General features: G+C 60.3%; 26 protein-coding genes and 1 tRNA gene (1 of these 27 only partly in view). 14 read left to right on the top strand and 13 right to left on the bottom strand.

Annotated elements, in window-relative coordinates:
• The 3 genes from GRI44_RS00500 to GRI44_RS00490 form a co-directional block, all read left to right on the top strand.
• Positions 1 to 139 carry the 3' portion of a lipopolysaccharide biosynthesis protein gene (locus tag GRI44_RS00500; RefSeq protein WP_232842931.1) on the top strand. Its footprint begins 1,379 nt before the window's first position, so only the last 139 of its 1,518 coding nucleotides appear in the window; its start codon lies off the left edge, out of view; it ends in the stop codon at positions 137 to 139.
• Between the two features lie 104 nt (positions 140 to 243).
• Positions 244 to 1,224, top strand: a complete 981-nt coding sequence (locus GRI44_RS00495; RefSeq protein WP_160599369.1) for a retroviral-like aspartic protease family protein — start codon at positions 244 to 246, stop codon at positions 1,222 to 1,224.
• Positions 1,225 to 1,308: 84 nt separating this feature from the next.
• Positions 1,309 to 3,138, top strand: a complete 1,830-nt coding sequence (locus GRI44_RS00490) for an ABCB family ABC transporter ATP-binding protein/permease (protein ID WP_160599368.1) — start codon at positions 1,309 to 1,311, stop codon at positions 3,136 to 3,138.
• Positions 3,139 to 3,208: 70 nt separating this feature from the next.
• On the opposite strand, the gene GRI44_RS00485 is transcribed toward GRI44_RS00490, so the two are convergent.
• From GRI44_RS00485 to GRI44_RS00465, 5 genes are all read right to left on the bottom strand, one after another.
• Positions 3,209 to 6,040, bottom strand: coding sequence for a M16 family metallopeptidase (locus GRI44_RS00485; protein WP_160599367.1), 2,832 nt, complete (start codon positions 6,038 to 6,040; stop codon positions 3,209 to 3,211).
• 139 nt (positions 6,041 to 6,179) lie between these two features.
• Positions 6,180 to 6,584 carry an ACT domain-containing protein gene (locus GRI44_RS00480; RefSeq protein ID WP_160599366.1) on the bottom strand — a complete coding sequence of 135 codons (405 nt, stop codon included), beginning with the start codon at positions 6,582 to 6,584 and terminating at the stop codon, positions 6,180 to 6,182.
• Positions 6,585 to 6,600: 16 nt separating this feature from the next.
• On the bottom strand, positions 6,601 to 7,902 hold the full coding sequence (gene hslU, locus GRI44_RS00475) for an ATP-dependent protease ATPase subunit HslU (protein WP_160599365.1): 1,302 nt from the start codon (positions 7,900 to 7,902) through the stop codon (positions 6,601 to 6,603).
• A gap of 25 nt (positions 7,903 to 7,927) precedes the next feature.
• Entirely contained in the window at positions 7,928 to 8,488 is a 561-nt protein-coding gene (hslV, locus tag GRI44_RS00470; RefSeq protein ID WP_160599364.1) for an ATP-dependent protease subunit HslV, read from the bottom strand.
• Positions 8,489 to 8,528: 40 nt separating this feature from the next.
• Positions 8,529 to 9,002, bottom strand: a complete 474-nt coding sequence (locus GRI44_RS00465) for an outer membrane protein assembly factor BamE (protein WP_160599363.1) — start codon at positions 9,000 to 9,002, stop codon at positions 8,529 to 8,531.
• A 307-nt stretch (positions 9,003 to 9,309) separates the two neighbouring features.
• Here GRI44_RS00465 and GRI44_RS00460 point away from each other — a divergent pair, with 307 nt between their 5' ends.
• Both GRI44_RS00460 and GRI44_RS00455 read left to right on the top strand, forming a co-directional pair.
• A complete protein-coding gene (locus GRI44_RS00460; protein WP_160599362.1) occupies positions 9,310 to 9,825 on the top strand; it encodes a ubiquinol-cytochrome C chaperone family protein in 516 nt (171 codons plus the stop codon).
• Positions 9,822 to 10,328, top strand: a complete 507-nt coding sequence (locus tag GRI44_RS00455; RefSeq protein ID WP_160599361.1) for a YceD family protein — start codon at positions 9,822 to 9,824, stop codon at positions 10,326 to 10,328. The genes GRI44_RS00460 and GRI44_RS00455 overlap by 4 nt, the downstream gene beginning before the upstream one ends.
• A gap of 34 nt (positions 10,329 to 10,362) precedes the next feature.
• Here the strand turns inward: GRI44_RS00455 and ssb are convergent, their stop codons facing one another.
• From ssb to GRI44_RS00430, 5 genes are all read right to left on the bottom strand, one after another.
• The gene (gene ssb / locus GRI44_RS00450) at positions 10,363 to 10,941 is read right to left on the bottom strand and encodes a single-stranded DNA-binding protein (RefSeq protein ID WP_160599360.1); all 579 of its coding nucleotides are present in this window, start codon (positions 10,939 to 10,941) and stop codon (positions 10,363 to 10,365) included.
• A 95-nt stretch (positions 10,942 to 11,036) separates the two neighbouring features.
• Entirely contained in the window at positions 11,037 to 12,890 is a 1,854-nt protein-coding gene (gene feoB / locus GRI44_RS00445; protein WP_160599359.1) for a ferrous iron transporter B, read from the bottom strand.
• Entirely contained in the window at positions 12,887 to 13,126 is a 240-nt protein-coding gene (locus tag GRI44_RS00440) for a FeoA family protein (RefSeq protein WP_160599358.1), read from the bottom strand. Before GRI44_RS00440 ends, feoB begins: the two co-directional genes overlap by 4 nt.
• Positions 13,127 to 13,203: 77 nt before the next feature.
• Complete coding sequence (locus tag GRI44_RS00435) at positions 13,204 to 13,875, bottom strand: COQ9 family protein (protein ID WP_160599357.1); 672 nt, start codon at positions 13,873 to 13,875, stop codon at positions 13,204 to 13,206.
• A complete protein-coding gene (locus GRI44_RS00430; protein ID WP_232842930.1) occupies positions 13,876 to 14,496 on the bottom strand; it encodes an ankyrin repeat domain-containing protein in 621 nt (206 codons plus the stop codon). It lies immediately after the preceding gene.
• Positions 14,497 to 14,563: 67 nt separating this feature from the next.
• Between GRI44_RS00430 and GRI44_RS00425 the strand changes: the two genes are divergently transcribed.
• The 7 genes from GRI44_RS00425 (at position 14,564) to GRI44_RS00395 (ending at position 19,188) form a co-directional block, all read left to right on the top strand.
• Positions 14,564 to 15,199, top strand: a complete 636-nt coding sequence (locus tag GRI44_RS00425) for an SCO family protein (RefSeq protein ID WP_160599356.1) — start codon at positions 14,564 to 14,566, stop codon at positions 15,197 to 15,199.
• Positions 15,196 to 15,639, top strand: coding sequence for a YcgN family cysteine cluster protein (locus GRI44_RS00420; RefSeq protein WP_160599355.1), 444 nt, complete (start codon positions 15,196 to 15,198; stop codon positions 15,637 to 15,639). The genes GRI44_RS00425 and GRI44_RS00420 overlap by 4 nt, the downstream gene beginning before the upstream one ends.
• Positions 15,624 to 16,358, top strand: coding sequence for a M48 family metallopeptidase (locus tag GRI44_RS00415; RefSeq protein ID WP_232842929.1), 735 nt, complete (start codon positions 15,624 to 15,626; stop codon positions 16,356 to 16,358). The genes GRI44_RS00420 and GRI44_RS00415 overlap by 16 nt, the downstream gene beginning before the upstream one ends.
• A 96-nt stretch (positions 16,359 to 16,454) precedes the next feature.
• A complete protein-coding gene (locus tag GRI44_RS00410; protein ID WP_232843019.1) occupies positions 16,455 to 17,069 on the top strand; it encodes a DUF4402 domain-containing protein in 615 nt (204 codons plus the stop codon).
• An 82-nt stretch (positions 17,070 to 17,151) separates the two neighbouring features.
• A complete protein-coding gene (locus GRI44_RS00405) occupies positions 17,152 to 17,619 on the top strand; it encodes a hypothetical protein (protein WP_160599353.1) in 468 nt (155 codons plus the stop codon).
• Entirely contained in the window at positions 17,609 to 18,586 is a 978-nt protein-coding gene (ribD, locus tag GRI44_RS00400; RefSeq protein WP_408609191.1) for a bifunctional diaminohydroxyphosphoribosylaminopyrimidine deaminase/5-amino-6-(5-phosphoribosylamino)uracil reductase RibD, read from the top strand. The genes GRI44_RS00405 and ribD overlap by 11 nt, the downstream gene beginning before the upstream one ends.
• Positions 18,571 to 19,188 (top strand): riboflavin synthase, encoded by a 618-nt coding sequence (locus GRI44_RS00395; RefSeq protein WP_160599351.1) that lies wholly within the window; start codon positions 18,571 to 18,573, stop codon positions 19,186 to 19,188. Before ribD ends, GRI44_RS00395 begins: the two co-directional genes overlap by 16 nt.
• A gap of 55 nt (positions 19,189 to 19,243) precedes the next feature.
• On the opposite strand, the gene GRI44_RS00390 is transcribed toward GRI44_RS00395, so the two are convergent.
• Positions 19,244 to 20,419, bottom strand: coding sequence for an amino acid aminotransferase (locus GRI44_RS00390; protein WP_160601109.1), 1,176 nt, complete (start codon positions 20,417 to 20,419; stop codon positions 19,244 to 19,246).
• A gap of 95 nt (positions 20,420 to 20,514) precedes the next feature.
• Positions 20,515 to 21,324, bottom strand: a complete 810-nt coding sequence (locus GRI44_RS00385; RefSeq protein ID WP_160599350.1) for a DUF1134 domain-containing protein — start codon at positions 21,322 to 21,324, stop codon at positions 20,515 to 20,517.
• Between the two features lie 263 nt (positions 21,325 to 21,587).
• On the opposite strand from GRI44_RS00385, the gene GRI44_RS00380 reads away from it, so the two are divergent.
• Positions 21,588 to 21,677 (top strand) — tRNA-Ser (locus GRI44_RS00380).
• Between the two features lie 43 nt (positions 21,678 to 21,720).
• Here the strand turns inward: GRI44_RS00380 and GRI44_RS00375 are convergent.
• On the bottom strand, positions 21,721 to 22,080 hold the full coding sequence (locus tag GRI44_RS00375) for a response regulator (protein ID WP_160599349.1): 360 nt from the start codon (positions 22,078 to 22,080) through the stop codon (positions 21,721 to 21,723).
• A gap of 219 nt (positions 22,081 to 22,299) precedes the next feature.
• Between GRI44_RS00375 and GRI44_RS00370 the strand changes: the two genes are divergently transcribed.
• Positions 22,300 to 23,625: an erythromycin esterase family protein gene (locus GRI44_RS00370; protein ID WP_160599348.1), complete on the top strand. Its 1,326-nt coding sequence runs from the start codon at positions 22,300 to 22,302 to the stop codon at positions 23,623 to 23,625.
• The last annotated feature ends 24 nt before the right edge of the window (positions 23,626 to 23,649 follow it).

The raw sequence follows: 23,649 nt of genomic DNA, 5'->3' as shown, positions 1-23,649 counted from the left end.
GCCGCAAATCAGCCTGCTGGCAATCGTGCCTTTGGGGGCCATGACTTATACAGCGGTGCTGTGGCTGTTCTGGCGCGGTATGCTGCTGGAAACATGGGCCATGCTGCGCCAGCGGAAAATAGCGCCCTCCCCTGCCTGAGCATGGCGCACTGGTCGCTCGGCATGGTAATTTGGCGAGCGGGCACCAGACATGATATCATGCTTGGATGCTGCGCCACCATAGCGCAGCGCCGGAGAGCTTCTATGCCCCTCACCCTGTTCATGAACGCCGTGCTGGCTGCTGCTGCCGGAACTGCGTCGATGGCGCTGCCCGCGGGCCAGATGGCCGCACCGGAACTCACTGCCGCCAGCACTGCGGCAGAGATAGTGAGCGGCGAGGAAGACCGATACCAGCGAATGACGGTGCCAGTTACGATCGGCGGACAGGGGCCGTTCCGCTTCATGATCGATACCGGATCGCAGGCCACAGTTGTGACCCGCGGCCTGAGCGACAAATTGCAATTGCAACCCGTGGGCGTTGCCACAGTGGTGGGCATGGCCAGCCGCGTGCCGGTGCAACTGGTGGCGCTGGACGGTCTGGAATTTGCAGAGCGGGTGTTTGACAATATCTCTGCCCCCCTGCTGGAAGCGCGCCATGTGGGGGCCGACGGAATTCTGGGTCTGGATAGCCTGCAGGACATGCGAGTGCTGATTGATTTCAGGCAGGATACCATTGCGGTGGATCAGGCGAGCGAAGCCAGCGGTGATCGCGGCTATGAAATCGTCGTGCGCGCGCGGCGCAAACTGGGTCGGCTGATTATCACTGATGCCGTCATCGACGGGGTGCGGGCCGCTGTCATCATCGATACGGGCGCACAAAACAGCGTGGGCAATATGGCGCTCAGCCGCAAGCTGCGCGCCAGCACCAGTGACCTGACCAGTGCAACCGATGTGAACGGGGCCATCATGACCGGGTCGCAGGACATCGCCCGGGTGCTCAGGATTGACGGGATGCAGCTTAATAATGTGCCGATCACATTTACCGACAGCCCGGCCTTCGATGTGCTGGAACTGACCCGCAAACCTGCGCTCATCCTGGGAATGGGCAATTTGCGGATGTTTGACCGTGTTGCGATCGATTTTGCCTCGCGCAAGGTGCTGTTTGACCTGCCAAGAGAGGCCGGATTTCAGAACGGGCTCAGCAGGAATTACCGTACCGGGAGGTTGCGGACCGGCAAAATGTAAAATTCCGATTTGGCTGGGCAGCACACTCTTAGAGTTTGGTCAGGCCATTGCGCTCACCACCTTTCGGCACCAGATGTGTGCCCCATGCCACCTGATTTCCCCACCCCGCCCCCTGTAAACCACGACAGCTGGAAAACGCTGCGCCGGTTCCTGCCCTATCTGTGGCCAGCCGACCGGCCTGACCTGCGGATGCGGATCGTGGTGGCCATGGTCGTTGTGCTGATGGCCAAGGGCATCGTCCTGCTGACCCCGCTGGCGCTGAAGCGCGTGGTGGATACCATGGCGCTGGACGGCAATCCGGCCATGATAGTGGCGCTGACTTTCGTCATTGCCTATTGCGTCGGCCGGTTTTCCAGCACGTTGTTCGATAATATACGCAATATCGTATTTGAACGCGTGGGGCAGGATGCGACGCGCAAACTGGCGGAAGATGTGTTTGCCCGCCTGCACCGCCTGTCCCTGCGCTTTCACCTTTCGCGCCGCACGGGCGAAGTTACCAAGACGATTGAACGCGGCACCAAAAGCATCGATTCGATGCTGTATTTCCTGCTGTTCAACATCGCGCCTACCATTATCGAACTGATCGCGGTCGCGCTGATTTTCTACACCATGTTCGGCATCGAGCTGGTGATTGCCACAGCCATCACCGTGGTCGTCTATATCTCGCTGACCCGCTGGATCACCGAATGGCGCACCAAATTGCGCGCTGAAATGAATGATCTGGACGGCACGGCCCTGTCGCGCGCAGTCGATTCCCTGCTGAATTACGAAACGGTCAAATATTTCGGCGCCGAACACCGGGAACAGGAACGCTACGCCAAATCCACCGGCGCCTATGCAAAGGCTGCGATAAAGAGCGAAAATTCACTCGCCCTTCTCAACATCGTCCAGGCGCTGGTCATGAATTTGCTGATGGTGGCCGCGCTGGCTTTCACCGTATGGGAATGGAGCAAGGGCCGGCTTAGCGTGGGCGATCTGGTGGCCGTTCAGACCTATCTCACGCAATTGTTCCGTCCGCTTGATATGCTGGGCTGGGTCTATCGCACCATTCGCCAGGGACTTATCGATATGGCCGCCATGTTCGGCCTGATGGATAGCGAAGTGGAAGTGCAGGACAAGCCCGGCGCGCCCGCGCTTGCCATTCGCCAGCCTAACATCACGTTTGATAATGTGGTGTTTGGTTATGAGCCGGACCGCACCATCCTTCATGGCCTGTCCTTCCATGTCCCCGCAGGCGGGCATATTGCGCTGGTCGGGCCGTCAGGCGCGGGCAAATCCACCATCGCGCGGTTGATGTTCCGCTTTTACGATCCATGGTCAGGCCGCATCCTGATTGACGGGCAGGATATTTCCGAAGTCACCCAGGACAGCGTGCGTGCTGCCATCGGCATTGTCCCGCAGGACAGTGTGCTGTTCAATGATACGGTGGGCTATAACATCGCCTATGGCCGCGAAGGCGCTGACGAGGCTGACATTGTCAGCGCGGCGCGCGGCGCATCCATCCTGCCCTTCATCGAAAAACTGCCCAAGGGGTTTGACACCGAAGTGGGCGAACGCGGGCTGAAACTGTCCGGCGGGGAAAAGCAGCGCGTGGCCATTGCCCGCACGCTGGTGAAAAATCCGCCGATACTGGTGCTGGACGAAGCGACCAGCGCGCTGGATTCCCGCACCGAGCAGGACATTCTGATGACTTTGCATCAGGTTTCGGAAAACCGCACCAGCCTGTCCATCGCCCATCGCCTGTCCACCATTGCCGACGCCGACCAGATTCTGGTGTTGAACGAAGGCCGGGTGGCCGAACTGGGCAGCCATGCCGCCCTGCTGGAACGCGATGGCCTGTATGCGGAGATGTGGCTGCGCCAGCAAACCGAAACCAGAACAGAAACAGGGGCCGAAGCTGTTCTTGCCCAATGATGGCAGGATTGGCCAGCATCAGGACCAGCGTCGGCCCCTGTTCTCTCCCGGCATCCGCCAGGCTTTGCGTTTAGTCCGCCAGTTTCTTCAAAGTCTCGCTGTTGAGATCAAGGTCGGCCGCTGCAATCACTTCCAGATCAGGGCGCAACTTGCGCAGATCGTCGATGAATTCAGCGGCATTGCCCACCACGATCAACGTGGCCGCTTCCGGGCGGACAATTCGCGCGGCCACATCCAGTGTCATCTCGGGTGAAACTGCCAGCAACCGTTCTTCCAACCGCGATGCTTCGTCAGGCGACAGGCCCTGTTGCAGCAGGCCCGCCGTTATCCCGTTGAAACCGGCGCTGGTTTCCAGCGCGCGGGCGTAGCTGCCACCCAGGAACAAGCGCCTTTTCTGCAGATCGTCATTGACCATGGGCGCTGCGGCCAATGCGGCGAACTGGTCCAGAATAACCTGCGCCACTTCGTCAGCAGTTTCATTCTTGGTCTGCGCGCTGGCTGTCAGAACGGCATCCCCCGCCGACCCGGCAAAGGAACTGTACGAACCATAGCTGAGACCGCGCTTCGTTCGCACTTCTTCAAACAGGCGGCCATTGGAACCTGATCCCAGCACCGTGTTGGCCAGCAGCAGCGGGTAATAATCATCGCTGCTGCGCGACACTGCCCTGACACCTGCCAGCACCATGGCCTGCCCCGCTTCCGGCATATCGATCACCAGGGTGCGCGGCGCAGGCGCTGGCCCTGACGGATCGGCAACACGGGTCGGTGCAGGCTGGTCAGATTTCCAATTGCCGAACAGCGCATTGGCCACAGATTTGGCCCGGTCAGCCGAAATGCCGCCGCTGATGACTATTTGCGCTGCTGCAGGATGCCACCATGTCTGCCTGAAACGGGCCAGATCATCACGCGTGATGGCTGTCAGGCTTTCGGTCGTGGCAACACCGCCATAGGGCGCTGTGCCGAACATCACCGGCGCAGCGATCATGCTGGCAAGGCCGCCGGGGTCCTTCATGGAAACCTGCAGACCGTCGATCGCGCGTTTGCGTTCCCGATCCAGATCCGCTTGCGGATAGACTGCATTACGCACAACGTCTGACAACACCGCGCCTGCCGCATCCAGATTGCCAACCGGCGCTGTCAGGCTGACGAAAGCGCCATCGGAACCTGCCTGTGCCGACAGTGATGCCCCCAGGCTTTCCAGTGTCTGGGCAATCTGCTGCGCGCTGCGCGTGGCGGTTCCCTGATCAGCAAGACCCGCCACCAGCGACGCAAGGCCCGCCTTGCCGCGCGGGTCAGCGCTGGTTCCGCCCGGCAGCACCACGGTTATGGTGGCCAGCGGAACATCGCTTGTCTGCGTGCTGACCAGCGTGATGCCATTATCCAGCTCGCTTTGGATCAATGGTGCCCGACTTACTGCCGGGATCGTGCCCGGCGCAGGCGGGGCTTGCCGGACCGTTTCAGCATTCAGTTCAGCCGGTTCGCCAGTGGCGGCAGGCACAGTGCGGAATGTGGGCATCGGAACAGGGTTGGCATAACTTGCCGGGTTCGCTTCGCCAGCAACATAGCGCAGCGCCACCTGGCCCCTCGGGTCGAGCCATTTCTTCGCCACGCGCATTACATCCGCGGCAGTCACCTTGCTGATGTTGGCCAGCAGCCGGTCTGCTGATTTGGGATCGCCAGTGGAAACCAGCGCTTCGCCCAGTTCAAATGCCCTGCCCTGCGCGGTTTCGCGGCGGCGCAAGGTTGCCGAAACCCATTCGTTCTTCGCCTCACTCAATTCCGCAGCCGTCACCGGAGTGGTGCGGATCTTCTCGATTTCAGCAGCCAGCAGGCCCGAAACCTCATCCATGTCGGCATCCGCATTCAAAATGGCGAAGCTTACAAAAAATCCGCCATCTTCATTGGTGTTTACCCCTTGCTGCGCCTGCACCGCCTTGCCGGTGCGAACCAGCGCCTGGTAAAGTCTGCTGTTCTGGCCATTGGACATGATCGCATCCAGCACGCTCAGCGCGGCAATGTCAGGGTCTGCCTGACCGGGCAGCTGCCACATATAGCCGACCACAGGCAGCGGAACATTGGGGGCAGTGGCCACCACGCTGCGGGGCTGCGTACGGGTGGCTTCGCGTGCGGTTATTTCCAGCGGAATGGCATTCGAACGGCGCGGGATGGCGGCAAAATACTGGTCGATCATGGCGCGCAATTTTGCGGTTTCGAAATTGCCAGCCACAATCATCGTCGCCGTATCGGGGCCGTAATAGGCTTGATGAAATGCGCGGGCATCATCCAGCGTGGCGGCATCGAGTTCGTCGATATTGCCAATGCCGGGGCGGCGGTTGGGCAGGATGTCATAGCCATTTTCGGTAAATACCATCCGCAGCCGGCCATAGGGCGGCGCAAGAATGCGCTGGCGCAATTCTTCCTTCACGATGGAGCGTTCCTTTTCGAACACTTCTTCATCGACCACCGGGCGCGCCATGCGTTCGGCATGGGTCCACAGCATGGTTTCCAGATATTCGGCAGGCACGGTTTCGTAATAATTCGTGCGGTCATCCCCGGTGGAGGCATTGCGCTGCCCGCCGACATCCTCGGTCAGACGGTTGATCATGTTATAGGGCATATTTTCGGTCTTGCGGCTGAGAATATGTTCAAACAGATGGGCAAAGCCCGACCGGCCTTCGGGATCATGTTTGGAACCGACATCATACCACATGGAGGTCGTCACCGTGCTGGTGCTGGCATCGGGAAGCGCAATGACGCGCAGCCCGTTGGCCAGTGTCCATTCCTCATAGGAAATTTCTGGCGCGGTCAGCGCGCCTGATGTTTTTGCGTCCTGTGCCGCCAGCGGCATGGACGCGGTCAATGCCAGCACTGTGGCGCCTGAGGCGAGAATTGTACGAAACATGATGGACCCCTCCTGAATTTCAGTCAGGAGCAGATAAACCAAGCAGGCCATGACATTTCAATGATTTCGCGGGTTTTGTCAGACCAACGCCTGATGCGTATCGACGAACGTCAAGCCGCAAAACCGGTCCGTCACTGCCTCAGCGGCGTGCCGCAGCAGACAATCTTTGCAGAATTGACAACGCATCACGGGCCTGTGCCGAAGGCACGAAAATATGATCGTGGTAAAACGCAGCCACGACATTGCACGCGATACCGCCCTCGGCCAGCGCGCCGGCAACAGCGGCAGTCAACCCCACGCCTTCCAGCGCAGAATGGACCTGCAGTGTGATCCGCCGAAAGGCTGGGCCAGCTAATCCGGCTGCCTGCGCCTGCGCCAAAGGCAGCACCAGTGTCAGGCCCTCTTCTTCGCGGAATGTGGCGAGAACCGATGCTGCGTGGAATTTATGATCATCCGCCACGTGACAGAAACAGTAATCCTGCGAGTCCAGCACTGGTGCCATGCGCGCAATCATCTGCGCGCTGTCGCTGACCGCTTTCGCCATTACAGGATATACGCCATCACAGGATATATTTGCTCAAATCTGTATTTCCGGCCAGATCCGCCAGCCGCTCACGCACATAGTCGGCATCCACTGTAACCGTCTGGCCCTTCAGATCTTCCGCCTCGAAGCTGAGGTCTTCCAGCAGTTTTTCCATTACGGTCTGCAACCGGCGGGCACCGATATTCTCGACGCTTTCGTTCACTTGCGCGGCCATGCGGGCAACTTCGGCAATGGCATCTGTCGTGATATCAAGCGTGACGTCCTCTGTACCGATCAGCGCCTTGTACTGGGACACCAGATTGGCGCGTGTTTCGCTCAAGATGCGGACGAAATCTTCTTCAGTCAGGGCGCGCAGTTCGACCCTGATGGGCAGACGGCCCTGCAATTCAGGCAGCATGTCCGATGGTTTTGCCACATGGAAAGCACCGCTGGCGATGAACAGCACATGGTCCGTTTTCATCGGGCCATATTTGGTCGCCACCGTGGTACCTTCGATAAGCGGCAGCAAATCGCGCTGCACGCCTTCACGGCTGACCGACCCGCCGCGCACATCGCTGACGGCAATCTTGTCAATTTCATCGAGGAACACGATGCCATTGGTTTCAGCATTATGCAGCGCCACGCGGGCTACATCGTCCTGATCCATGCGCTTTTCGGATTCTTCGTCGACCAGCTTGTCCCATGCTTGCGGCACGGTCAGCTTGCGGCGCTTGGTATTGGCCTTGCCGAACGCCTTGCCCATCATGTCGCTCAGATCGATCATGCCCATGCCGCCGCCCATGCCGGGAATTTCCATCGGCGCAGAGGGCGTATCCTGCACTTCGATTTCCACTTCCACGTCATTCATGGCGTTCTGCACGATCCGCTCACGAAAACTCTCGCGCGTTGCTTCGGAGGCGTTTTCACCCACCAGGGCAACCAGCAAACGGTCCATCGCCGCCTTTGACGCCGCTTCGCGCACGGCTTCGCGGCGGCTGTCTTTTTCCAGCCGGATGGCATCTTCCACCAGGTCGCGGGCGATCTGCTCCACATCGCGGCCCACATAGCCCACTTCAGTGAATTTGGTCGCTTCGATCTTGACGAATGGCGCATCGGCCAGCTTGGCCAGCCGACGGCTGATTTCGGTCTTGCCGCAGCCGGTGGGCCCGATCATCAGGATGTTCTTGGGCGTAACTTCATCGCGCAAATCACTGCCCAGACGCTGCCTGCGCCAGCGGTTGCGCAAGGCCACAGCCACAGCGCGTTTGGCATCTTTCTGGCCAATGATATGTTCGTCCAGCGCGGCGACAATCGCCTTGGGGGTAAGGGTATCAGTCATGATGTTTCTGGCCAGAAAATGAGGATCAGATGGTTTCGACCGTCACGCGGTCATTGGTGAAGACGCAGACTTCTGCCGCCACTGCCATGGCAGCGCGGGCGATTTTTTCCGCATCATCTTCATAGGAATCGAGCGCGCGGGCAGCAGATAGCGCATAATTGCCGCCAGAACCGATTGCCGCAACGCCGCCTTCGGGTTCCAGCACATCGCCATTACCGGTCAGCACCAGCATGACCTCGCGATCAGCCACGATCATCAGTGCTTCCAGATTGCGGAGATATTTGTCGGTGCGCCAATCCTTGGCCATTTCCACCGCCGCGCGCATCAATTGCCCGCGGTGCTGTTCCAGCTTTTTCTCCAGCCGTTCGAACAGGGTGAAGGCATCGGCTGTCGCACCGGCGAACCCGGCAATCACCGTGCCGCCTTCACCAATCCGCCGCACCTTGCGCGCATTGGGTTTCATGACGGTATTGCCCATGGAGACTTGTCCGTCCCCGGCGATGACCGTCTTGCCGCCCTTTTTCACGCCAATGATGGTTGTGCCGTGCCATTGCACCAGCCCGTGTGCCTGTCTGCTATCGTCCATCCGGGCGATATGGGGACGAGGTTTGCGCGATCAAGACGCCTTAGCGCCCCGGACCGCCTGCACCCGGGCCTGCACCTGGCGCGCCAACCTGGCCGATATTGCCGAACAGATCTTCAAAGAACCCGCGTTCGCGGCCCAATGTCGGGGTCTGGTCGCCATCGGGCGAAAGGAACGCAACCTTGTTTACGCCGCTGCGCTCTGCCGAAACCACATTGCCTGACGCGTCAAACTGAACGGCCAGAACCGAATGCGATTCGATCCGCGGGCTGACAAAAGGCTTACGGCCCGTGGTGCTGGAAATGTAATACCATGTGGGCGTGCCATACTGGCTGACGAAACTTGGCCGGCCAAGCGTGCCTTCCACCGACTGGCGGTTATCGATGCCGGGTTGCACAGCGTTAACCAGCGACTGGTCGACGATATAGCCGCGGCTTTCACGGATGGACGAGCAACCGCCCGCAGCCAGCGCCATTGTCAGCACCAACCCTGCCCCGAATGCCTTACCTGCCTTCATCTGAAACAACCTTTTTCAAAAATGCTGCGGCCCGCGGCAACAGATCGGCGCTTTGTTTTGCCGAAGCTGTCACTATATCGAACCTGTATATATATCGGCCCTGTATCTATATCGGAACCAAGCCACAAGGGCATGGCGCTGTCCCTGCCTTGAAGCCCACCCCGCCTCGAAGCCAACCTTGGCCTGAGGCTGTAACGCGAATCGCTGGCTTGTTGCAGATCTTCGGGCATAGGCCTGCCGCCGGCGGGTTGAATTGCCAATTAACAAGCGTGCCGCCAGATCAATTTACGGAAAAAAAACGAGCATCATGTCATTTCTTTCTCGCCTGCTGGGCACCCAGCCCGACCCCAAGGATGCCTTGCGCCCCCTGTGGCACCGCACCGTCCGCATTGCGCGGGAGCCTGAATGGTATCTCGACTGCGGCGTGCCTGATACGATCGAGGGGCGGTATGACATGATTACCACCGTGCTTTCGGTGCTGCTGCTGCGGATGGAACAGGACGAGGCGCTGGTCACACCGTCAGTGCGGCTTACTGAACTGTTTGTTGATGATATGGACGGCCAGCTGCGCGAACAGGGCATTGGCGATCCTGCGCTGGGCAAACATATGGGCCGCATGGTCAGCGCCATGGGCGGCAGGCTGGGCGCTTTCAGGGAAGCATTTGCAGAAGGTGGTGCGGCGCTTGAAAATGCCATTGTCCGCAATATCTCTCTTGCCGACGGGGCGACACCGGCTGCGCTGGCATCGAGGCTGCGCGAACTGGCCCGCCAATTGGAGACCATCCCGGCGCAAAGCCTGCTGGCAGCGGAGATTGTGCGATGACACAGGGCGAATTCACCCACATCGTGAAGGTGCGGCAAATCATGCAGGCACCCCGCGTGCTTGACGCCAATGCCGCCGAGCGCGCGGCGCTGGCCCAGCGTTTCCTGATCAACGAAGTGAAATTTCTGACTGCGGAAGTGGCCCTGACGGTCAATGGCAATATCGTGACTGCGGAAGGCCGCTTGCGTGCCGATATCGTTCAGCAATGCGCTGTGTCAGGCGAAGATTTGCCTGCCAGTATCGATGAAAAAATCACCTTGCGCTTCGTCTCTGAAACAGCAGCCCCGGCCGATGACGAGGTGGAGCTGGATGCGGACGATTGCGACGAAATCTATTATTCCGGTGACAGTTTTGATCTGGGCGAGGCTGTGGCGCAGAGCCTGGGCCTTGCGATAGATCCATTCGCCTGCGGCCCTGGCGCCGAACAGACACGCAAAAAGGCCGGCTTGCTCGATGAGACCGCCGCCGGCCCGTTTGCGGCACTAGCCGCTTTGAAGAAATAGGTAAAACCCGGCCTGAGCGGCAGACCGGTGGCGATCAGAATGGGATGTCGTCATCCAGATCGTCGTAATTGGCGCCGCCGCCAGAACTGCCGCCAGAACCACCGCCGCCGCCATTGCCGCCGCCCTGGTTCCAACCGCCGGAGCCGCCTGAACCCCCGCCACCGCCAGAACCGCCGCTGCTGCCGCCGCCCTGGTTCCAGTTACTGCTTCCGCCCTGAGAACCGCCCTGGCCGCCACCTTGCCCGCCGCCCTGACCGCCGCCGGGACCGTCCAGCATGGTCAGCGTGCCGTTGAAACCGCGCAGCACCACTTCGGTGGAATAACGGTCAGCGCCCTGCTGGTCCTGCCATTTACGGGTCTGCAACTGGCCTTCGACATAGACCTTGCTACCTTTCCGCAGAAAACGTTCAGCGACATTCACCAGACCTTCGGAGAAAATGGCGACCGTGTGCCATTCCGTGCGTTCCTGCCGCTCGCCAGAGGTTTTGTCTTTCCACTGTTCGGAAGTCGCGATGCGCAGGTTGCACACCTTGCCGCCATTCTGGAAGCTGCGGATTTCGGGATCAGCCCCCAGATTGCCGATCAGCATTACCTTGTTGAGACTACCTGCCATTATCCAATGTCCTTACGAATCTGTTGCCAGCAGGGTTAGCCAATCAGCATCGAGCGGGCTAGGCGCGCGACGCGCTTTTTTTGCTTTGAACACAGCTAAAGCCCCAGCGCAGTTGCTGCCCAGAATGTGATGCCGGCAAAAACATAGGCCAGGGCGAACAGATAGGCCAACATGAAGACCGGCCATTTCCAGCCATTTGTTTCGCGCCGTGCCACGGCAATCGTCGACAGGCACTGCGGCGCAAAAACGAACCATGCCAGAAAAGCGAGCGCGGTCGGCAGGCTCCAGCGGGAGGCGATCTGTTCCCGCAGCGCCTGTTCTGTCTGCGCTTCGTCTTCGGTGTCGACTGCATAAGTGGTCGCAAGCGATGCCACGGCCACTTCGCGCGCCGCCATTGCCGGCACCAGCGCCAGCGTCATTTCGCGATTGAACCCGATCGGTTCAAAGGCAACGTGCATGGCTGTCGCAATCTTGCCCGCGACAGAGACATCAAGCTGGCTTTCGCCCGGTTCTGCCTGAGGGAAAGTCAGCAGCACCCACAAAACAACGGTGGCTGCAAAAATGATCGTACCTGCCCGGCGCAGGAACACCCACGCACGTTGCCACAGGCCAATTGCCAGGTCGCGCAGGCGCGGCAATTGATAGCGCGGCAATTCCATGATGAAACCGCTGGCACGCCCCGCCGTCACAGACCGGCGCAACACCAGTGCCACCACCATCGCGCCGACGATCCCTGCGACATACAGCGCAAACAGCACCAGCCCCTGCAAGCCGATAGCCCCCCACACCTTGATGTTGGGAATGACCGCTGCAATCACCACGCCATAGACCGGCAGGCGGGCGGAACAGGTCATCAGCGGGGCAATCAGGATGGTGGTCAGCCGGTCCTTGGGGTCAGCAATGCTGCGGGTGGCCATGATGCCGGGAATGGCGCAGGCAAAACTGGACAGAAGCGGAATGAAACTGCGGCCTGACAGCCCGACGCTGGCCATCATCCGGTCCATGATAAAGGCAGCGCGCGCCATGTATCCGGTCGCTTCCATCATCAGGATAAAGGCAAACAGGATCACGATCTGCGGCAGGAAAACCACTACGCCGCCCACCCCGGCAATGACCCCTTCGGTCAGAAAATCCCTGAAGATACCGGCAGGAACGGCGGTGTTCACCAGTCCTGCCAACAACCCTGCCAGCGCTTCCAGACCATCTGCAAATGGCGTGGCCCAGGCAAAAACCGCCTGAAATATGACAAACAGCAGCGCAAAAAGAATGGGCGGGCCAAGCCATGGATGCAGCAGGATGCGGTCCAGTCCCGCATGAAGGCGGCGCGTTGTGCTTTGCGAAAGAATGGCTGCCTTGGCAATGTTGCGCGCAGCCAGGCGGCGTTCGGGCAAGGTCAGATGCGGGCGCGGGTGCGCCATATCATCCGCCATTGCATCGGCTTCGGCGCTGGCGATGGCAGCAGTCAGTTCTGCCAGCCCCTTGCGCCGCACGGCCACGGTGGGAACTACGGGCACACCCAGCGCCTGCGACAGGGCATCAGGGTCCAGCGTCAGCCCGTCGCGCTGTGCCAGATCAACCATGTTGAGCGCGACCACCGTAGGCCGCCCCAGTTCGATCACTTCCTGCGCAAAGACCAGATGCTGTTCCAGATTGGCGGCATCCAGCACCAGCACCATCACATCAGGCGCGCTTTCACCCTGAAATTCGCCATGCACCAGCGCCCGGGTCACTTCTTCGTCAGGGCTGGTCGCATCAAAAGAATAGGAGCCGGGAAGATCGATCAGTTCGATTTCTTCGCCGCTGCCCAGCACCAGACGGCCCGCTTTACGCTCCACCGTGACGCCGGGATAATTGGCGATTTTCTGCCGCGCGCCGGTCAGCGCGTTGAACAGGGCGCTTTTGCCGGCATTGGGGTTGCCGACAAGCGCGGCCTTGCGCGGGGCGTTCATGCCGGTTCCACCACCATGGCAGCGGCGTGAACACGGCGGATGGCAATGGTCATCCGGCCAACCATCACCGCAATCGGGTCACGCCCGCCGAACACACCCCTGTGGGCAATTGCGGTTCGCGCGCCTTCATCCAGCCCCAGCGCCCGCAAGCGCTTGCCTTCGTCGGGCGCAATCGCATCCCAGTCGACCGAGGTGATCGTGGCGCGTCTACCGCGTTCCAGGGCATCGAGTTTCATGATCAGCCCGCTGCCAGACCGCAGGCGCAATTGCAACTAATTCTCAATAGACGTAACGCCAAGTTTGTGGCGGCGGCCTAGCGTGCGGGATAGCGCAGGCGGCCCAGAAACCGTATTACGCTGAAGGTTTCCCGGTCCGAATTCAGCCATTTCGCCTTGGCCTTTTCGAATTTCATCACTCCGTCGATGCGCCGGTCAAGAAAACTGCGCGTCGCGGATTTTCCGGCGCTGTCATCATCCACAAATACCGCCAGCGTCGCGCCGTAGATGCCGGCGAGTATCGTGCGTTTGGTATAATGGTTGTAATCGGTCGCGACATCGCCTGCCAGACGCCACATGACATCCGCACTGTGCCACCCAGTCTTGAGCGCGCGCGGCGCATTTTGCGGCATGGCCATAATCGCCAGCGCGCGGCGCAACGCTTCTTCCAGGCCTGCCACCGCGTCCAGCCTGAACTGGACGAGGCTGCGGATCCGCTCGCGGATGGGCATGGCAGCCATTGTGCTGGCAGGCAAGGCATCGGCCATTGCCAGATCAATCGTTTCGATCCAGGCGGAAATCATGTCCATCGCCCCGTCGGGATAGGCCAGCAGGGCAACGTCAGCATCGACACCGCCCTGCTGCGCGGCAGAGCGCACCGCCGCATCGCTCCACCCGTCGAAAATCGACGCAGATGCCACCATCGGCGCCAGAGTGAGGCGCAATTCATCCAGCGTCATATCCGCCATGGAATGTGGCTGATCGGCCATCTAACGGCTTGGTCCGTAGGATGGGCCAGTGCTGACCTGTTTGCGGTCCTTGTCGGCCTGTTCGAATTCGGCCAGAATCCGCGATCCGGCTGTTTGCAGCGCGGCATAATTGCGTGCGGAGCGGCCTGAATTATCGCTCCGGTCAGGGTTTGCGCCCTTTGCCAGCAGCAAACGGATCATCGGAATTTCGCGCCGGTGAACTGCCGAAATAAGCGGCGTTTCGCCGGTGCTGTTGGTCACATCAACCATTGCGCCTGCTTCCAGCAGGGCTTCCACCCCTTCGAAGAAACCCAGGTTCACTGCAATCATCAGCGGCGTCACCCCGTCCTTGTCAGCGATGTTGGGGTTTGCGCCGCGGCTGGTGAGAAAGCGGATCCACAAGGCATCGCGCCGCTGGGTCACAATGTGGACCGCGGTTTCGCCAGAGACCTTGTCCCGCGTATTGATGATGGCGGAATTGGTTTCGTTCAACGCATTGGTGACAGCATCACCCTCGCGGTCCTTCACGGATTTCAGGAACTGATAGCCATCAGAAAACATCTGCGCTGCCAACGGGGCACCCGATATGCCAGCGGCCAGCGTCACCGCCAGAATTGCACTTCGGAAAACGGCTCTCGCCATTGTTCCCTCTCCAAAATAATGTCTACAGGGGCAGAGTCGCCTCTTGCTCACCAACGGTTAGCAGAGCATGAACCGCCACGCTATGCCCCACACCTTCCACCACGCCATCAAGCGATCCGTCTCTGCGTTGATCGCATCCTTGTGCCTTGGCCTTGCTGCGTGCGGCCCGGCAGCTTCCCCCAAGCCTGAAGAAGCGCCCTTGTTCGGCGCGTCCATCGGCGGCCCGTTCGAACTGGTCGATACAGCAGGCAAAGCGGTGCGCTGGGCGGATTTCAGGGGAAAATATGCGATTGTCTATTTCGGCTATGCCTATTGCCCGGATGTCTGCCCGACCGATGTGCAGCGAATGTCGCGTGGTCTGGCGGATTTTGAAAAAGCCTATCCGGATCGCGGCGCCAGCATCCAGCCGGTTTTCATCACAATTGATCCTGAACGCGACACGCCGGCAGTGGTCGCGGAATTCATCGGCAATTTCCATCCCCGGCTGATCGGGCTGACCGGAACACCGACCCAGGTCAAATCTGCGGCGGATGCGTTCCGGGTGTTCTATTCCAAGGGTGAAACGCCCGATAGCGGCAATTACCTGATGGATCATTCCAACATCACCTATCTGTTTGGCCCCGATGGCAAGCCGATTGCCACCCTGCCGACCGACCTTGGCCCGGAAGCTGTGGCAGCCGAGCTGGAAAAATGGGTCCGATGAACGGTTTGCGTGACACATTCTGGGAATTGCCGCTGGCAGACCTCAATCGCGCGGAATGGGAAGCCCTGTGCGACGGGTGCGGGCGCTGCTGCCTTCACAAGATCGAAGACCCGGATACAGGTCAGGTCGAACATACCAATGTCGCGTGCAAATTGCTGGACACCCGCACCGCGCAATGCAGCGACTATCGCAATCGCAAGGCGTTCGTGCCGGATTGCATGCGCTTGACCATCAAGATTGTCGGCGAAGTGCCGTGGTTGCCGGAAAGCTGCGCCTACCGGCTGCGGCATGAAGGAAAACCCCTGCGCGACTGGCATTACCTCATTTCAGGTAATCGCGAATCCGTGATGCATGCGGGCGTATCTGTTGCCGGGCGCGTGGTGAGCGAGTTGGTGGCAGGGCCGCTGGAACATCACATCGTGGAATGGGAAACGCCATGATTGGCTGGCTGCGCCGCGAACAGCAGCAACCCAGCGTGCAGCTGGGCGATATAACCCTGCCGATTGCGATAAAACGTCACCCCACTGCCAAACGGGTGGTGCTGCGGATCGCGCCCGATGGCAGCGAAGCGCGCGTTACGCTGCCGCGCTGGGGGCAGACGGCTGATGCCATCGCCTTTGCCAACAGCCGGGCTGACTGGCTGGCCCGCCAGATTGAAGCATTGCCCACCGCCAGACCCGCAGCCCCGGGCGGCACGTTGCACTATTGTGGCCGCCCCCTCGACATCGTCTGGTCCAGCGCCGCGCCGCGCAAACCTGTCCTGGATGGCGATATGGTCAGCATCGGCGGTCCGGGTGAAAGCGTGGGCCCGCGCCTGCAACGATGGCTGGAAAGCGAAGCCTTGCGCCTGATGGCGACTGATCTGGAACATTATTGCCGGGCGGCCAATGTTGCCACGCCTGATCTGCGCCTGTCCCGCGCGCAGCGGCGCTGGGGCAGTTGTTCCACCAGCGGCACAGTGCGGATCAACTGGCGGCTGGTGCAGGCACCTGCGGCTGTGCGCCGTTCAGTGGTCGCGCATGAAGTGGCGCATCTGCTGCATTTCGACCACGGCCCGCAATTCCACGCAGTGCTTGACCGCATTTTCGATGGTGATCTGGCCAGTGCCAACCAATGGCTCAAGCGCGAAGGGCGCAGCCTTTACGCCGTGTTCGGCTAGGATTGAACTGGCATCAGGGGTAATACTTACCCTTCGTTAACCCTGATTTGGCATAGCGGGCTGATGTATAGGTTCGCCTCGATCCTGCTTGTGGCTATGATGCTCCTGTTGCTGCCGGCCCAACCGGCCGCAGCGCAGGGCAAATGCCGGTTCTGCGACACCAATCTGCCGCCCAATGGCGATGGCGGCGGCAGGCCCAATAATGGCCCGGTCACCAGCCCGCCCCTCACGCCGGGCAATGGCAACGGGAACGGCGCTGGTGGTAACGGCAATGGCAATAATGGCGTCGGCGGCGGCAATGGCGGCAGCAACCAGATTGCCCTGACGGTGCAAAGCGACATCAATTTTGGCCGGCTGGTCAAAATCGGTGATGGCATTGGCAGTGTGCTGATCGACCTGCAGACCGGCAGCAAAACAATTATTGGCAACCTTGATGATCTGGGCGGCATGTCCGTGCAGGGCCGCGCAGTCATTCAGGGCAGCCCCCTCAGGCCAGTCCGGGTGGATTTTCCGGCCAGCATCATCATGCGCGATCCGGCGGGCGGAGAAGCGGAATTGCGAGACTTCGTGACCGATCTTTCCGCCCTGCCCATGCTTGATACATCAGGGACGCTGGTGTTCCATTTCACCGGCACCCTGTTCACCAGCCAGGCCATTGCGGTGGGCGGTAATTTGCGCGGACGCGTGCCGATCCAGGTCAGTTACGACTGATCCGGCACAAAATTGCCTGAAATTTCTCGCCTGGCGCGGGCAGCACTGGCGAAACCCGGTTCCAGTCGCTATTTATCGGCCCATGGGTATTATCGACAAAATCAATCCGGTCGGCGGTTTTTCCGATTTCATCAGTGAATTCCGCAAACCCACGCCCTATCGCTGGCCGATATTGGGCGTGTCGATGCTGATCACCTTCACCATCATGTACCAGATCATGGGTGAAACCATGATTGGCCCGCCCGCCCGGCCCAATGTCACCTACATCACCAGTTTTGCCGACAACCGGACCGATGAAGAAATTATCGCCAGCAATTTGGAAAACCAGAAAACGCAGGATGCCATTGCAGTTCTGGTGGAAGAAAACGAAGAAGCCAAACGCGAACTATACCGCACACTTGGCCGCGCTTCGGGCATGGATGTAGAGACTATCGAGCGCGAGGCGGCCAGGGAACGGGCCAACGAATTGGCTGCCGAAAATGCCCGCAAAATGGAAATTCGCCGCCGCGCAGGATTGCTGGAAGAGCCGGTTGCAACACCTGCGGAGTGATGCCGACTGGCTGGCAGCAGCAGCCCGGCTGGCGCAGCGGGCGCGGCCATTAAGCAGGCCCAATCCGGGCGTGGGCGCCATCATCGTTAAAGACAATATCGTGGTGGGGCGCGGCTGGACCATGGCGGGCGGCAGGCCCCATGCCGAAGCCGTTGCGCTGGAACAGGCAGGCAGCAATGCGGCAGGCGCAACTCTATATTGCACGCTTGAACCATGCGCTCATGTGTCTGTGCGCGGCCCGTCCTGTGCAGATCTGATCGTGGCGGCACAGGTTAAAACGCTGGTTTACGCAGTGGAAGACCCCGATCCGCGCACCTGCGGCACTGGCGCTGTGCGCATTGCGGCAGCAGGCATCGAAACGCGGCGGGTGGCGAGCGCGCCTGCTGATGCCAGCCTTGCAGGCTATCAGATGGTAAAGCGTAATAACCGCCCGCATGTGACCTTGAAATTGGCGCTGTCGCTGGATGGTTGCATTGCGCTGGCCGATGGCCAGAGCCGGTGGATCACAGGCGATGTGGCACGCGCCCATGTCCATGCACAGCGCGCACAGGCCGATGCCATATTGGTGGGCGGCAACACCTGGCGCAGCGACAAGCCGCACCTCGGCGTCAGGCTGGCAGGGCTGGAAAGCCGCAGCCCGAACCGCATTGTGCTGACCCGGTCCGGGAATTGCGGCGATGTAGCGACAGTTTCCGCCCCCCAACAGATCGCGCAATTGGCAGGTGTGCAATATCTGTATCTCGAAGGCGGCGCGCAGACGGCTGCGGCGTTCCTCAAGGCTGATCTGGTGGACCTGATTCATCTTTACCGCGCGCCCATCCTGATAGGCGGCGGCAAGCCTGCGCTGACCGACATCGGGCTGACCGATCTTCGCCAGGCCCATGGCCGGTGGAAACTGGCTGATCGGCGGGAACTTGGCAGCGACCTGTTCGAGGCCTATGAGCGCACACCATGTTCACCGGAATAATCACCGCGCTCGGTTCCATCGAAAGCGCCGAGCAAAAAGGCGATCTGCGCGCGCGCATCGCCTGTCCCTTCGACCCTGCCAAAATGGCGATCGGCGCGTCCATCGCCTGTTCGGGCGTATGCCTGACGGTGGTGGAACGTGGCGGCCAGCCTGGCGATGCGTGGTTTGCCGTGGATATTTCTGGCGAAACCATATCCTGCACCGTTCCGGGCATGTGGGAAGAAGGCCGTACGCTCAATCTGGAAGCAGCCCTGCGCATGGGCGATGAACTGGGCGGGCATATCGTAACTGGCCATGTCGATGCAGTTGGCAGCGTTGTCGAAACATCTGCCATTGGCGATTCGACCCGGCTGGTCATCAGCGCGCCGGCAGACCTTGCGCCCTATATTGCTGCCAAAGGCTCCATCACCGTGGATGGCGCGTCACTGACGGTAAATACAGTGGAAGACCAGCCGGACGGGGCGGTGCATTTCACGCTCAACATCATTCCGCACACAGCACAAGTCACCACCTTGGGTACCCTTGTGAAAGGGTCCGCCGTCAATCTGGAGATTGATACGATGGCCCGCTATCTCCAGCGGATGCAATCGCTACGCGGCTGACGTTCAGCCGACTTTTCCAACTTGGGCGACCAGCCAGCCCCCTTAACTGGCCCCATTAACCAGCCACATCTTTCAGCGCATTGACGAAATTGGCGATATTTCCGCTGTGCAGGCCGGCCACGTTGATCCGGCCGGACCCGGCCATGTAAACCCCATGGTCAGACCGCAGCCGGTCAATCTGTTCCTTCGTCAGGTCAAGCATGGAAAACAGGCCATGCTGGCGCGCCAGCGCCGTCAGATCCAGCTTACCAATCTGGCCTGCTGCGGCCATCTGGGCGCGCACATCGGCAATGCGCGCGCGCATGGATGCCAGTTCGTCCAGCCACATCTGCGTCAGCTTTTCATCGCGCAGCACCAGCCGCACTGCTGCTGCACCATGGTCAGGTGGCATGGACCAGCTGGCCCGCGCCAGCGCATTCAGATTGGACATGATCGGGCCAAGCTGCGCTGCATTTTCAGCCATCACATACAGCGCGCCAACCCGGTCACGATACAGGCCGAAATTCTTGTCGCAGCTATAGGCGATCAACGCCTCGGGCACCGCGCCAAGGACACGGCGCAGGCCATAGGCATCTTTCTCCAGCCCGCTGCCCAGCCCCTGATAGGCAAGATCCAGGATCGGCAAGGCTTCGCTGCGCGAAAACGCATCGGCAATCGCATCCCATTCAGCATTCGAATAATCGATGCCGGTAGGGTTGTGGCAACATCCGTGCAGCAGCACGGCATCGCCCTTGCCCGCTGCAGCGATCACGCCGAGAAGCTGGTCGATATTTGCCCTGCCATCATCCGTGGCATGATCGAAAAACACAGCATTGATGGGGATGTCGGACAGGATCTGTGCATGGTTGGGCCAGCTTGGCGTGCCCAGATGCACCCGCTCAACGCCTGCCTTGCGCGCCACGGCAACCGCCAGACGCACAGCGCCCGTGCCGCCGGGTGTCTGCATCCCTTCGATACGGTCACTTACTGGCGCGCTGGCGCCGAAGATATACGGCATCAGCGCGTCGACAAAGCCGGTGTCCCCTTCAGGGCCAAGATAGCTTTTGCTATCCTGTTCGTTGACCAGCTTCGTCTCCGCCGCCTTGATCGCGGCAAAAACCGGCGTCGCGCCGTCATCCGTCCGATAGACGCCGACCCCGAGATCGATCTTGTCAGCCCGCTCGTCAGCGGCATACATCTTGATCAGCGCAAGCAGCGCATCGGGCGATTGTTGTGGAAGAGTGTCAAGAATCATGCGCCACCCATGCCGAGGCACGGGCCGCCTCGCAACCTAATTTGCTCTGCCGGTTTATTGGCCCCGGCATAGCTGCGCTTTTCCGCTGCGACTTAGAAGGGCAACCAGCGCTGCTTCTTCGAAAACCGCATATATCCGGCATTCACCCCAAGCCGAAGCCCAGCGCCCACTCTGATGGGTATCAGGACGACATTGCCTTTGCGAAGATAGCTCGCCGTAAGTCCGCCAATAACATAGGCCTGGCCTTCACCGGCAGGAAAGCGGGTGAACAATTCCTCGCTGTCATACAGGTTGTACACCAGCACGAATGTGTTGCTGGCATTGGCGCCGGCATCAAAACCGACCGACGGGCCAGTCCAGTAAACCGGGCGTTCGCCTTCGACCTTGTGATACATCGTGCCCGAACCATAGCGCGCGCCAAAAATGAACGCGCCCCCCGCTTCGCGCCCGACGATATAGGCATTGGGCTCACCCTGCTTTTCCAGCCATCCCTCGATCATGCGGGCAAGCCCTTCGGCGCCCTTGCCAAACACCCCTTCAGCAGCACCGATCAGATCATCCTTGGCGTATGTGCCGCCTTGCGCTGCGGCAACTGCCGGGTCTGATGATGCCTGGCCGGCCGCCACGGACGGATCGGACGATGTGACAACCGGGTCCGCCCATTCCGGCGCGATGTCCTGCGAATTCTGGGCAGCGGCCTGGTTGGGCGCGACGTATTCATAACTTTGCGTGTCGCCGGGGGCTTCCTGCAAATCAGCATCAATCGCTGTATCAGGGTCAAAAGTCTCGATTTGCTGGGCAGATAGCGGAGATGCCGCAAAAGCAGCGGCAGCCACCAGCGCAATTCCGCTTCTGGCGATGGTCTTGCAGATGGTCTGCCCGATCGTGATGGCGCTGTTCATAATCCCTCCAGGTCCGTAACGGACGCAACAGGGCCATTCAGAAGCCTTTGCCGCTTAAGCAGCAATGAACCGGCGACGAACCGAATCCAATTTGCGATGAAACGAGTCCGCAAGCACCGCGCCACGGTCCAGGCTCCTCGCATATGCGGGTTTTTGCGACAATGAACATGGCTCGCACAGCTTAATTTTGCACCTTTGGTCCAGCATGGCTTGCCGCAGGTAAATCGCCTCGTTATAGGCCCGCCCCACAGCCGTAAGTGTTCGGAGACGTGGGTGAGTGGCTGAAACCAGTTCCCTGCTAAGGAACCATAGGAGTAATCCTATCGAGGGTTCGAATCCCTCCGTCTCCGCCATCCCTTGAATTCCGCCCCGAACCATAGTTGCGAGCCGGCGCCGTCAGGCGAATTGGGCAGGCGTTCGGGCGCAGGAGATTGCTTCGGGCAATTTGCTGAGGACGAATGGGCCTTGCAGGATTGCGCCTTCGGCCAGCCGTTTCTTCGCCTGTAGCGAATCTGCGGTTACCAGCAGGACCGGCACTTCGCGCTGTTCGCAAATCCTGCGGGCGGCCGATATGCCGTTTCCTGCTTCGATCTTGTCGCCCACCAGCACCAGGTCAGGCGGACGTTTGGCAGCGATTTTGACCGCGTCTTCCTCGGTCCATGCATGGTCGATGGAATCAAAGCCCAGCTCGACCAGTCGTTTGGACAATTCGCAGCCCACTACGGCATTTTGTTCGATTATAAGGGCGTGAAGCATTTCGCGGTTTCCTTGTTCATAATGCGACTCGCAACCTAACCAACTGTGCGCGCCGCTGCTGTATGTAGAGTCACGGAAGCCCGCCCATCAGGCGCCCGGTTCACGCGGAAATTTACGTATATGCCGGGGTTGGAACGATGTGCTTTCTAAAGGCCGCTCCCCCCTTCCCGTCAGCCCCGTCATCAAGGGTTTGGCATGATCTGCGAAAGGCCCCCTGGCATGACGGTGTATCATCCGTCCCTCGCTGGAAAAATCGACATTGCAGGGCGAATTGCCGCCCATGCAGAAGGTCTGCCCAGTCCCGATCATCCCGAATTTGGCGATATGTTTGCCCGTTTCGGGGATGCGCGCATCGTGCTGCTGGGCGAAGCCACCCATGGTACACACGAATTTTACGCGGCGCGGGCGGCCATTTCGCGCCATCTGATCGAGAAATTCGGCTTCACCATCATCGCGGTAGAAGGCGACTGGCCCGATATTGCGCGACTGAATGATTACGTCCACCACACCGGCCCGCGGCCCATGCTGGGCGAAGCCTTTGCCCGATTTCCCAGCTGGATGTGGCGCAACCAGGAAATGCTCGGCTTCATAGACTGGCTGCGGGGCCATAATGCGGCGTTGCCCGAAAACCGGCGGGCCAGCCTGCGCGGGCTGGACGTATATTCGCTGGGGGAATCAATCCATGCGGTGACCAGCTATCTTGACCGGCATGATCCGCGCGCGGCGCGGCTCGCCCGCCAGCGCTATGGCTGCCTGACCCCGTGGCAGGACGAGCCCCAGCGTTATGGCCACGCCGCTGAACGCGCCGGACTGGCAGGTTGCGAGGACGCCGTGGTTGCGCAATTGCGCGATTTGCTGGCGCGCCGGATGGAATGGATTGGCGAGGAGCCGGAAGAATTTTTCAGCGCCGAACGCAATGCCCGCATCGTGCGCGCGGCCGAGCAATATTACCGGTCCATCTACCGCGGTGCAGCCGAAAGCTGGAACTTGCGGGACCGGCACATGTTTGAAACCCTTCAGTCACTGATGGCCCATCAGGCTGACGCGCGCGCCATTGTGTGGGCGCATAATTCCCACATTGGCAATGCGTCTGCCACCGCCATGGGCTGGCGCGGCGAATTCAACATCGGCGAACTGGTCCGCACTGCCTATGGCGATGAAGCCGTGCTGGTCGGTTTCGGCACGGATCGCGGCACGGTTGCTGCTGCATCTGATTGGGGCAGTGCTGTGCAAATCATGCCGCTGCGCCCGGCACGCGACGATAGCTGGGAAGCGCAGTTCAGGTGCACCGGGCTGTCCCGCTGCCTGCTGGACTGGCGGCAGGATGCCGCGACGCCGCTGGCAGAAAGCCTGAGCCAGACGCTGCTGGAACGCGCAGTGGGTGTTGTGTACCGGCCCCAGACCGAATTTCTCAGCCATTATTTCGAAGCCGTGCTTGCCCACCAGTTTGACGCCTATGTCTGGTTTGAGGAAAGCCGCGCAGTGACGCCAATCGGGCGCGAAACGCCCCACGGCGCACCTGATGTCTGGCCATTTGGCCTCTGATCCGGCGATTGGCGGCAAAGATAG

This window comes from Allopontixanthobacter confluentis (genome assembly GCF_009827615.1).
Classification (GTDB): Bacteria; Pseudomonadota; Alphaproteobacteria; order Sphingomonadales; family Sphingomonadaceae; genus Allopontixanthobacter; species Allopontixanthobacter confluentis.
This window is presented reverse-complemented; position numbering and strand designations above follow the sequence as displayed.

Coding starts and splice junctions, on each gene's coding strand:
- GRI44_RS00495 (WP_160599369.1), top strand. CDS start 244: ATGCCCCTCACCCTGTTCATGAACGCCGTGCTGGCTGCTGCTGCCGGA.
- GRI44_RS00490 (WP_160599368.1), top strand. CDS start 1,309: ATGCCACCTGATTTCCCCACCCCGCCCCCTGTAAACCACGACAGCTGG.
- GRI44_RS00485 (WP_160599367.1), bottom strand. CDS start 6,040: ATGTTTCGTACAATTCTCGCCTCAGGCGCCACAGTGCTGGCATTGACC.
- GRI44_RS00480 (WP_160599366.1), bottom strand. CDS start 6,584: ATGGCGAAAGCGGTCAGCGACAGCGCGCAGATGATTGCGCGCATGGCA.
- hslU (WP_160599365.1), bottom strand. CDS start 7,902: ATGACTGATACCCTTACCCCCAAGGCGATTGTCGCCGCGCTGGACGAA.
- hslV (WP_160599364.1), bottom strand. CDS start 8,488: ATGGACGATAGCAGACAGGCACACGGGCTGGTGCAATGGCACGGCACA.
- GRI44_RS00465 (WP_160599363.1), bottom strand. CDS start 9,002: ATGAAGGCAGGTAAGGCATTCGGGGCAGGGTTGGTGCTGACAATGGCG.
- GRI44_RS00460 (WP_160599362.1), top strand. CDS start 9,310: ATGTCATTTCTTTCTCGCCTGCTGGGCACCCAGCCCGACCCCAAGGAT.
- GRI44_RS00455 (WP_160599361.1), top strand. CDS start 9,822: ATGACACAGGGCGAATTCACCCACATCGTGAAGGTGCGGCAAATCATG.
- ssb (WP_160599360.1), bottom strand. CDS start 10,941: ATGGCAGGTAGTCTCAACAAGGTAATGCTGATCGGCAATCTGGGGGCT.
- feoB (WP_160599359.1), bottom strand. CDS start 12,890: ATGAACGCCCCGCGCAAGGCCGCGCTTGTCGGCAACCCCAATGCCGGC.
- GRI44_RS00440 (WP_160599358.1), bottom strand. CDS start 13,126: ATGAAACTCGATGCCCTGGAACGCGGTAGACGCGCCACGATCACCTCG.
- GRI44_RS00435 (WP_160599357.1), bottom strand. CDS start 13,875: ATGGCCGATCAGCCACATTCCATGGCGGATATGACGCTGGATGAATTG.
- GRI44_RS00430 (WP_232842930.1), bottom strand. CDS start 14,496: ATGGCGAGAGCCGTTTTCCGAAGTGCAATTCTGGCGGTGACGCTGGCC.
- GRI44_RS00425 (WP_160599356.1), top strand. CDS start 14,564: ATGAACCGCCACGCTATGCCCCACACCTTCCACCACGCCATCAAGCGA.
- GRI44_RS00420 (WP_160599355.1), top strand. CDS start 15,196: ATGAACGGTTTGCGTGACACATTCTGGGAATTGCCGCTGGCAGACCTC.
- GRI44_RS00415 (WP_232842929.1), top strand. CDS start 15,624: ATGGGAAACGCCATGATTGGCTGGCTGCGCCGCGAACAGCAGCAACCC.
- GRI44_RS00410 (WP_232843019.1), top strand. CDS start 16,455: ATGATGCTCCTGTTGCTGCCGGCCCAACCGGCCGCAGCGCAGGGCAAA.
- GRI44_RS00405 (WP_160599353.1), top strand. CDS start 17,152: ATGGGTATTATCGACAAAATCAATCCGGTCGGCGGTTTTTCCGATTTC.
- GRI44_RS00395 (WP_160599351.1), top strand. CDS start 18,571: ATGTTCACCGGAATAATCACCGCGCTCGGTTCCATCGAAAGCGCCGAG.
- GRI44_RS00385 (WP_160599350.1), bottom strand. CDS start 21,324: ATGAACAGCGCCATCACGATCGGGCAGACCATCTGCAAGACCATCGCC.
- GRI44_RS00375 (WP_160599349.1), bottom strand. CDS start 22,080: ATGCTTCACGCCCTTATAATCGAACAAAATGCCGTAGTGGGCTGCGAA.
- GRI44_RS00370 (WP_160599348.1), top strand. CDS start 22,300: ATGACGGTGTATCATCCGTCCCTCGCTGGAAAAATCGACATTGCAGGG.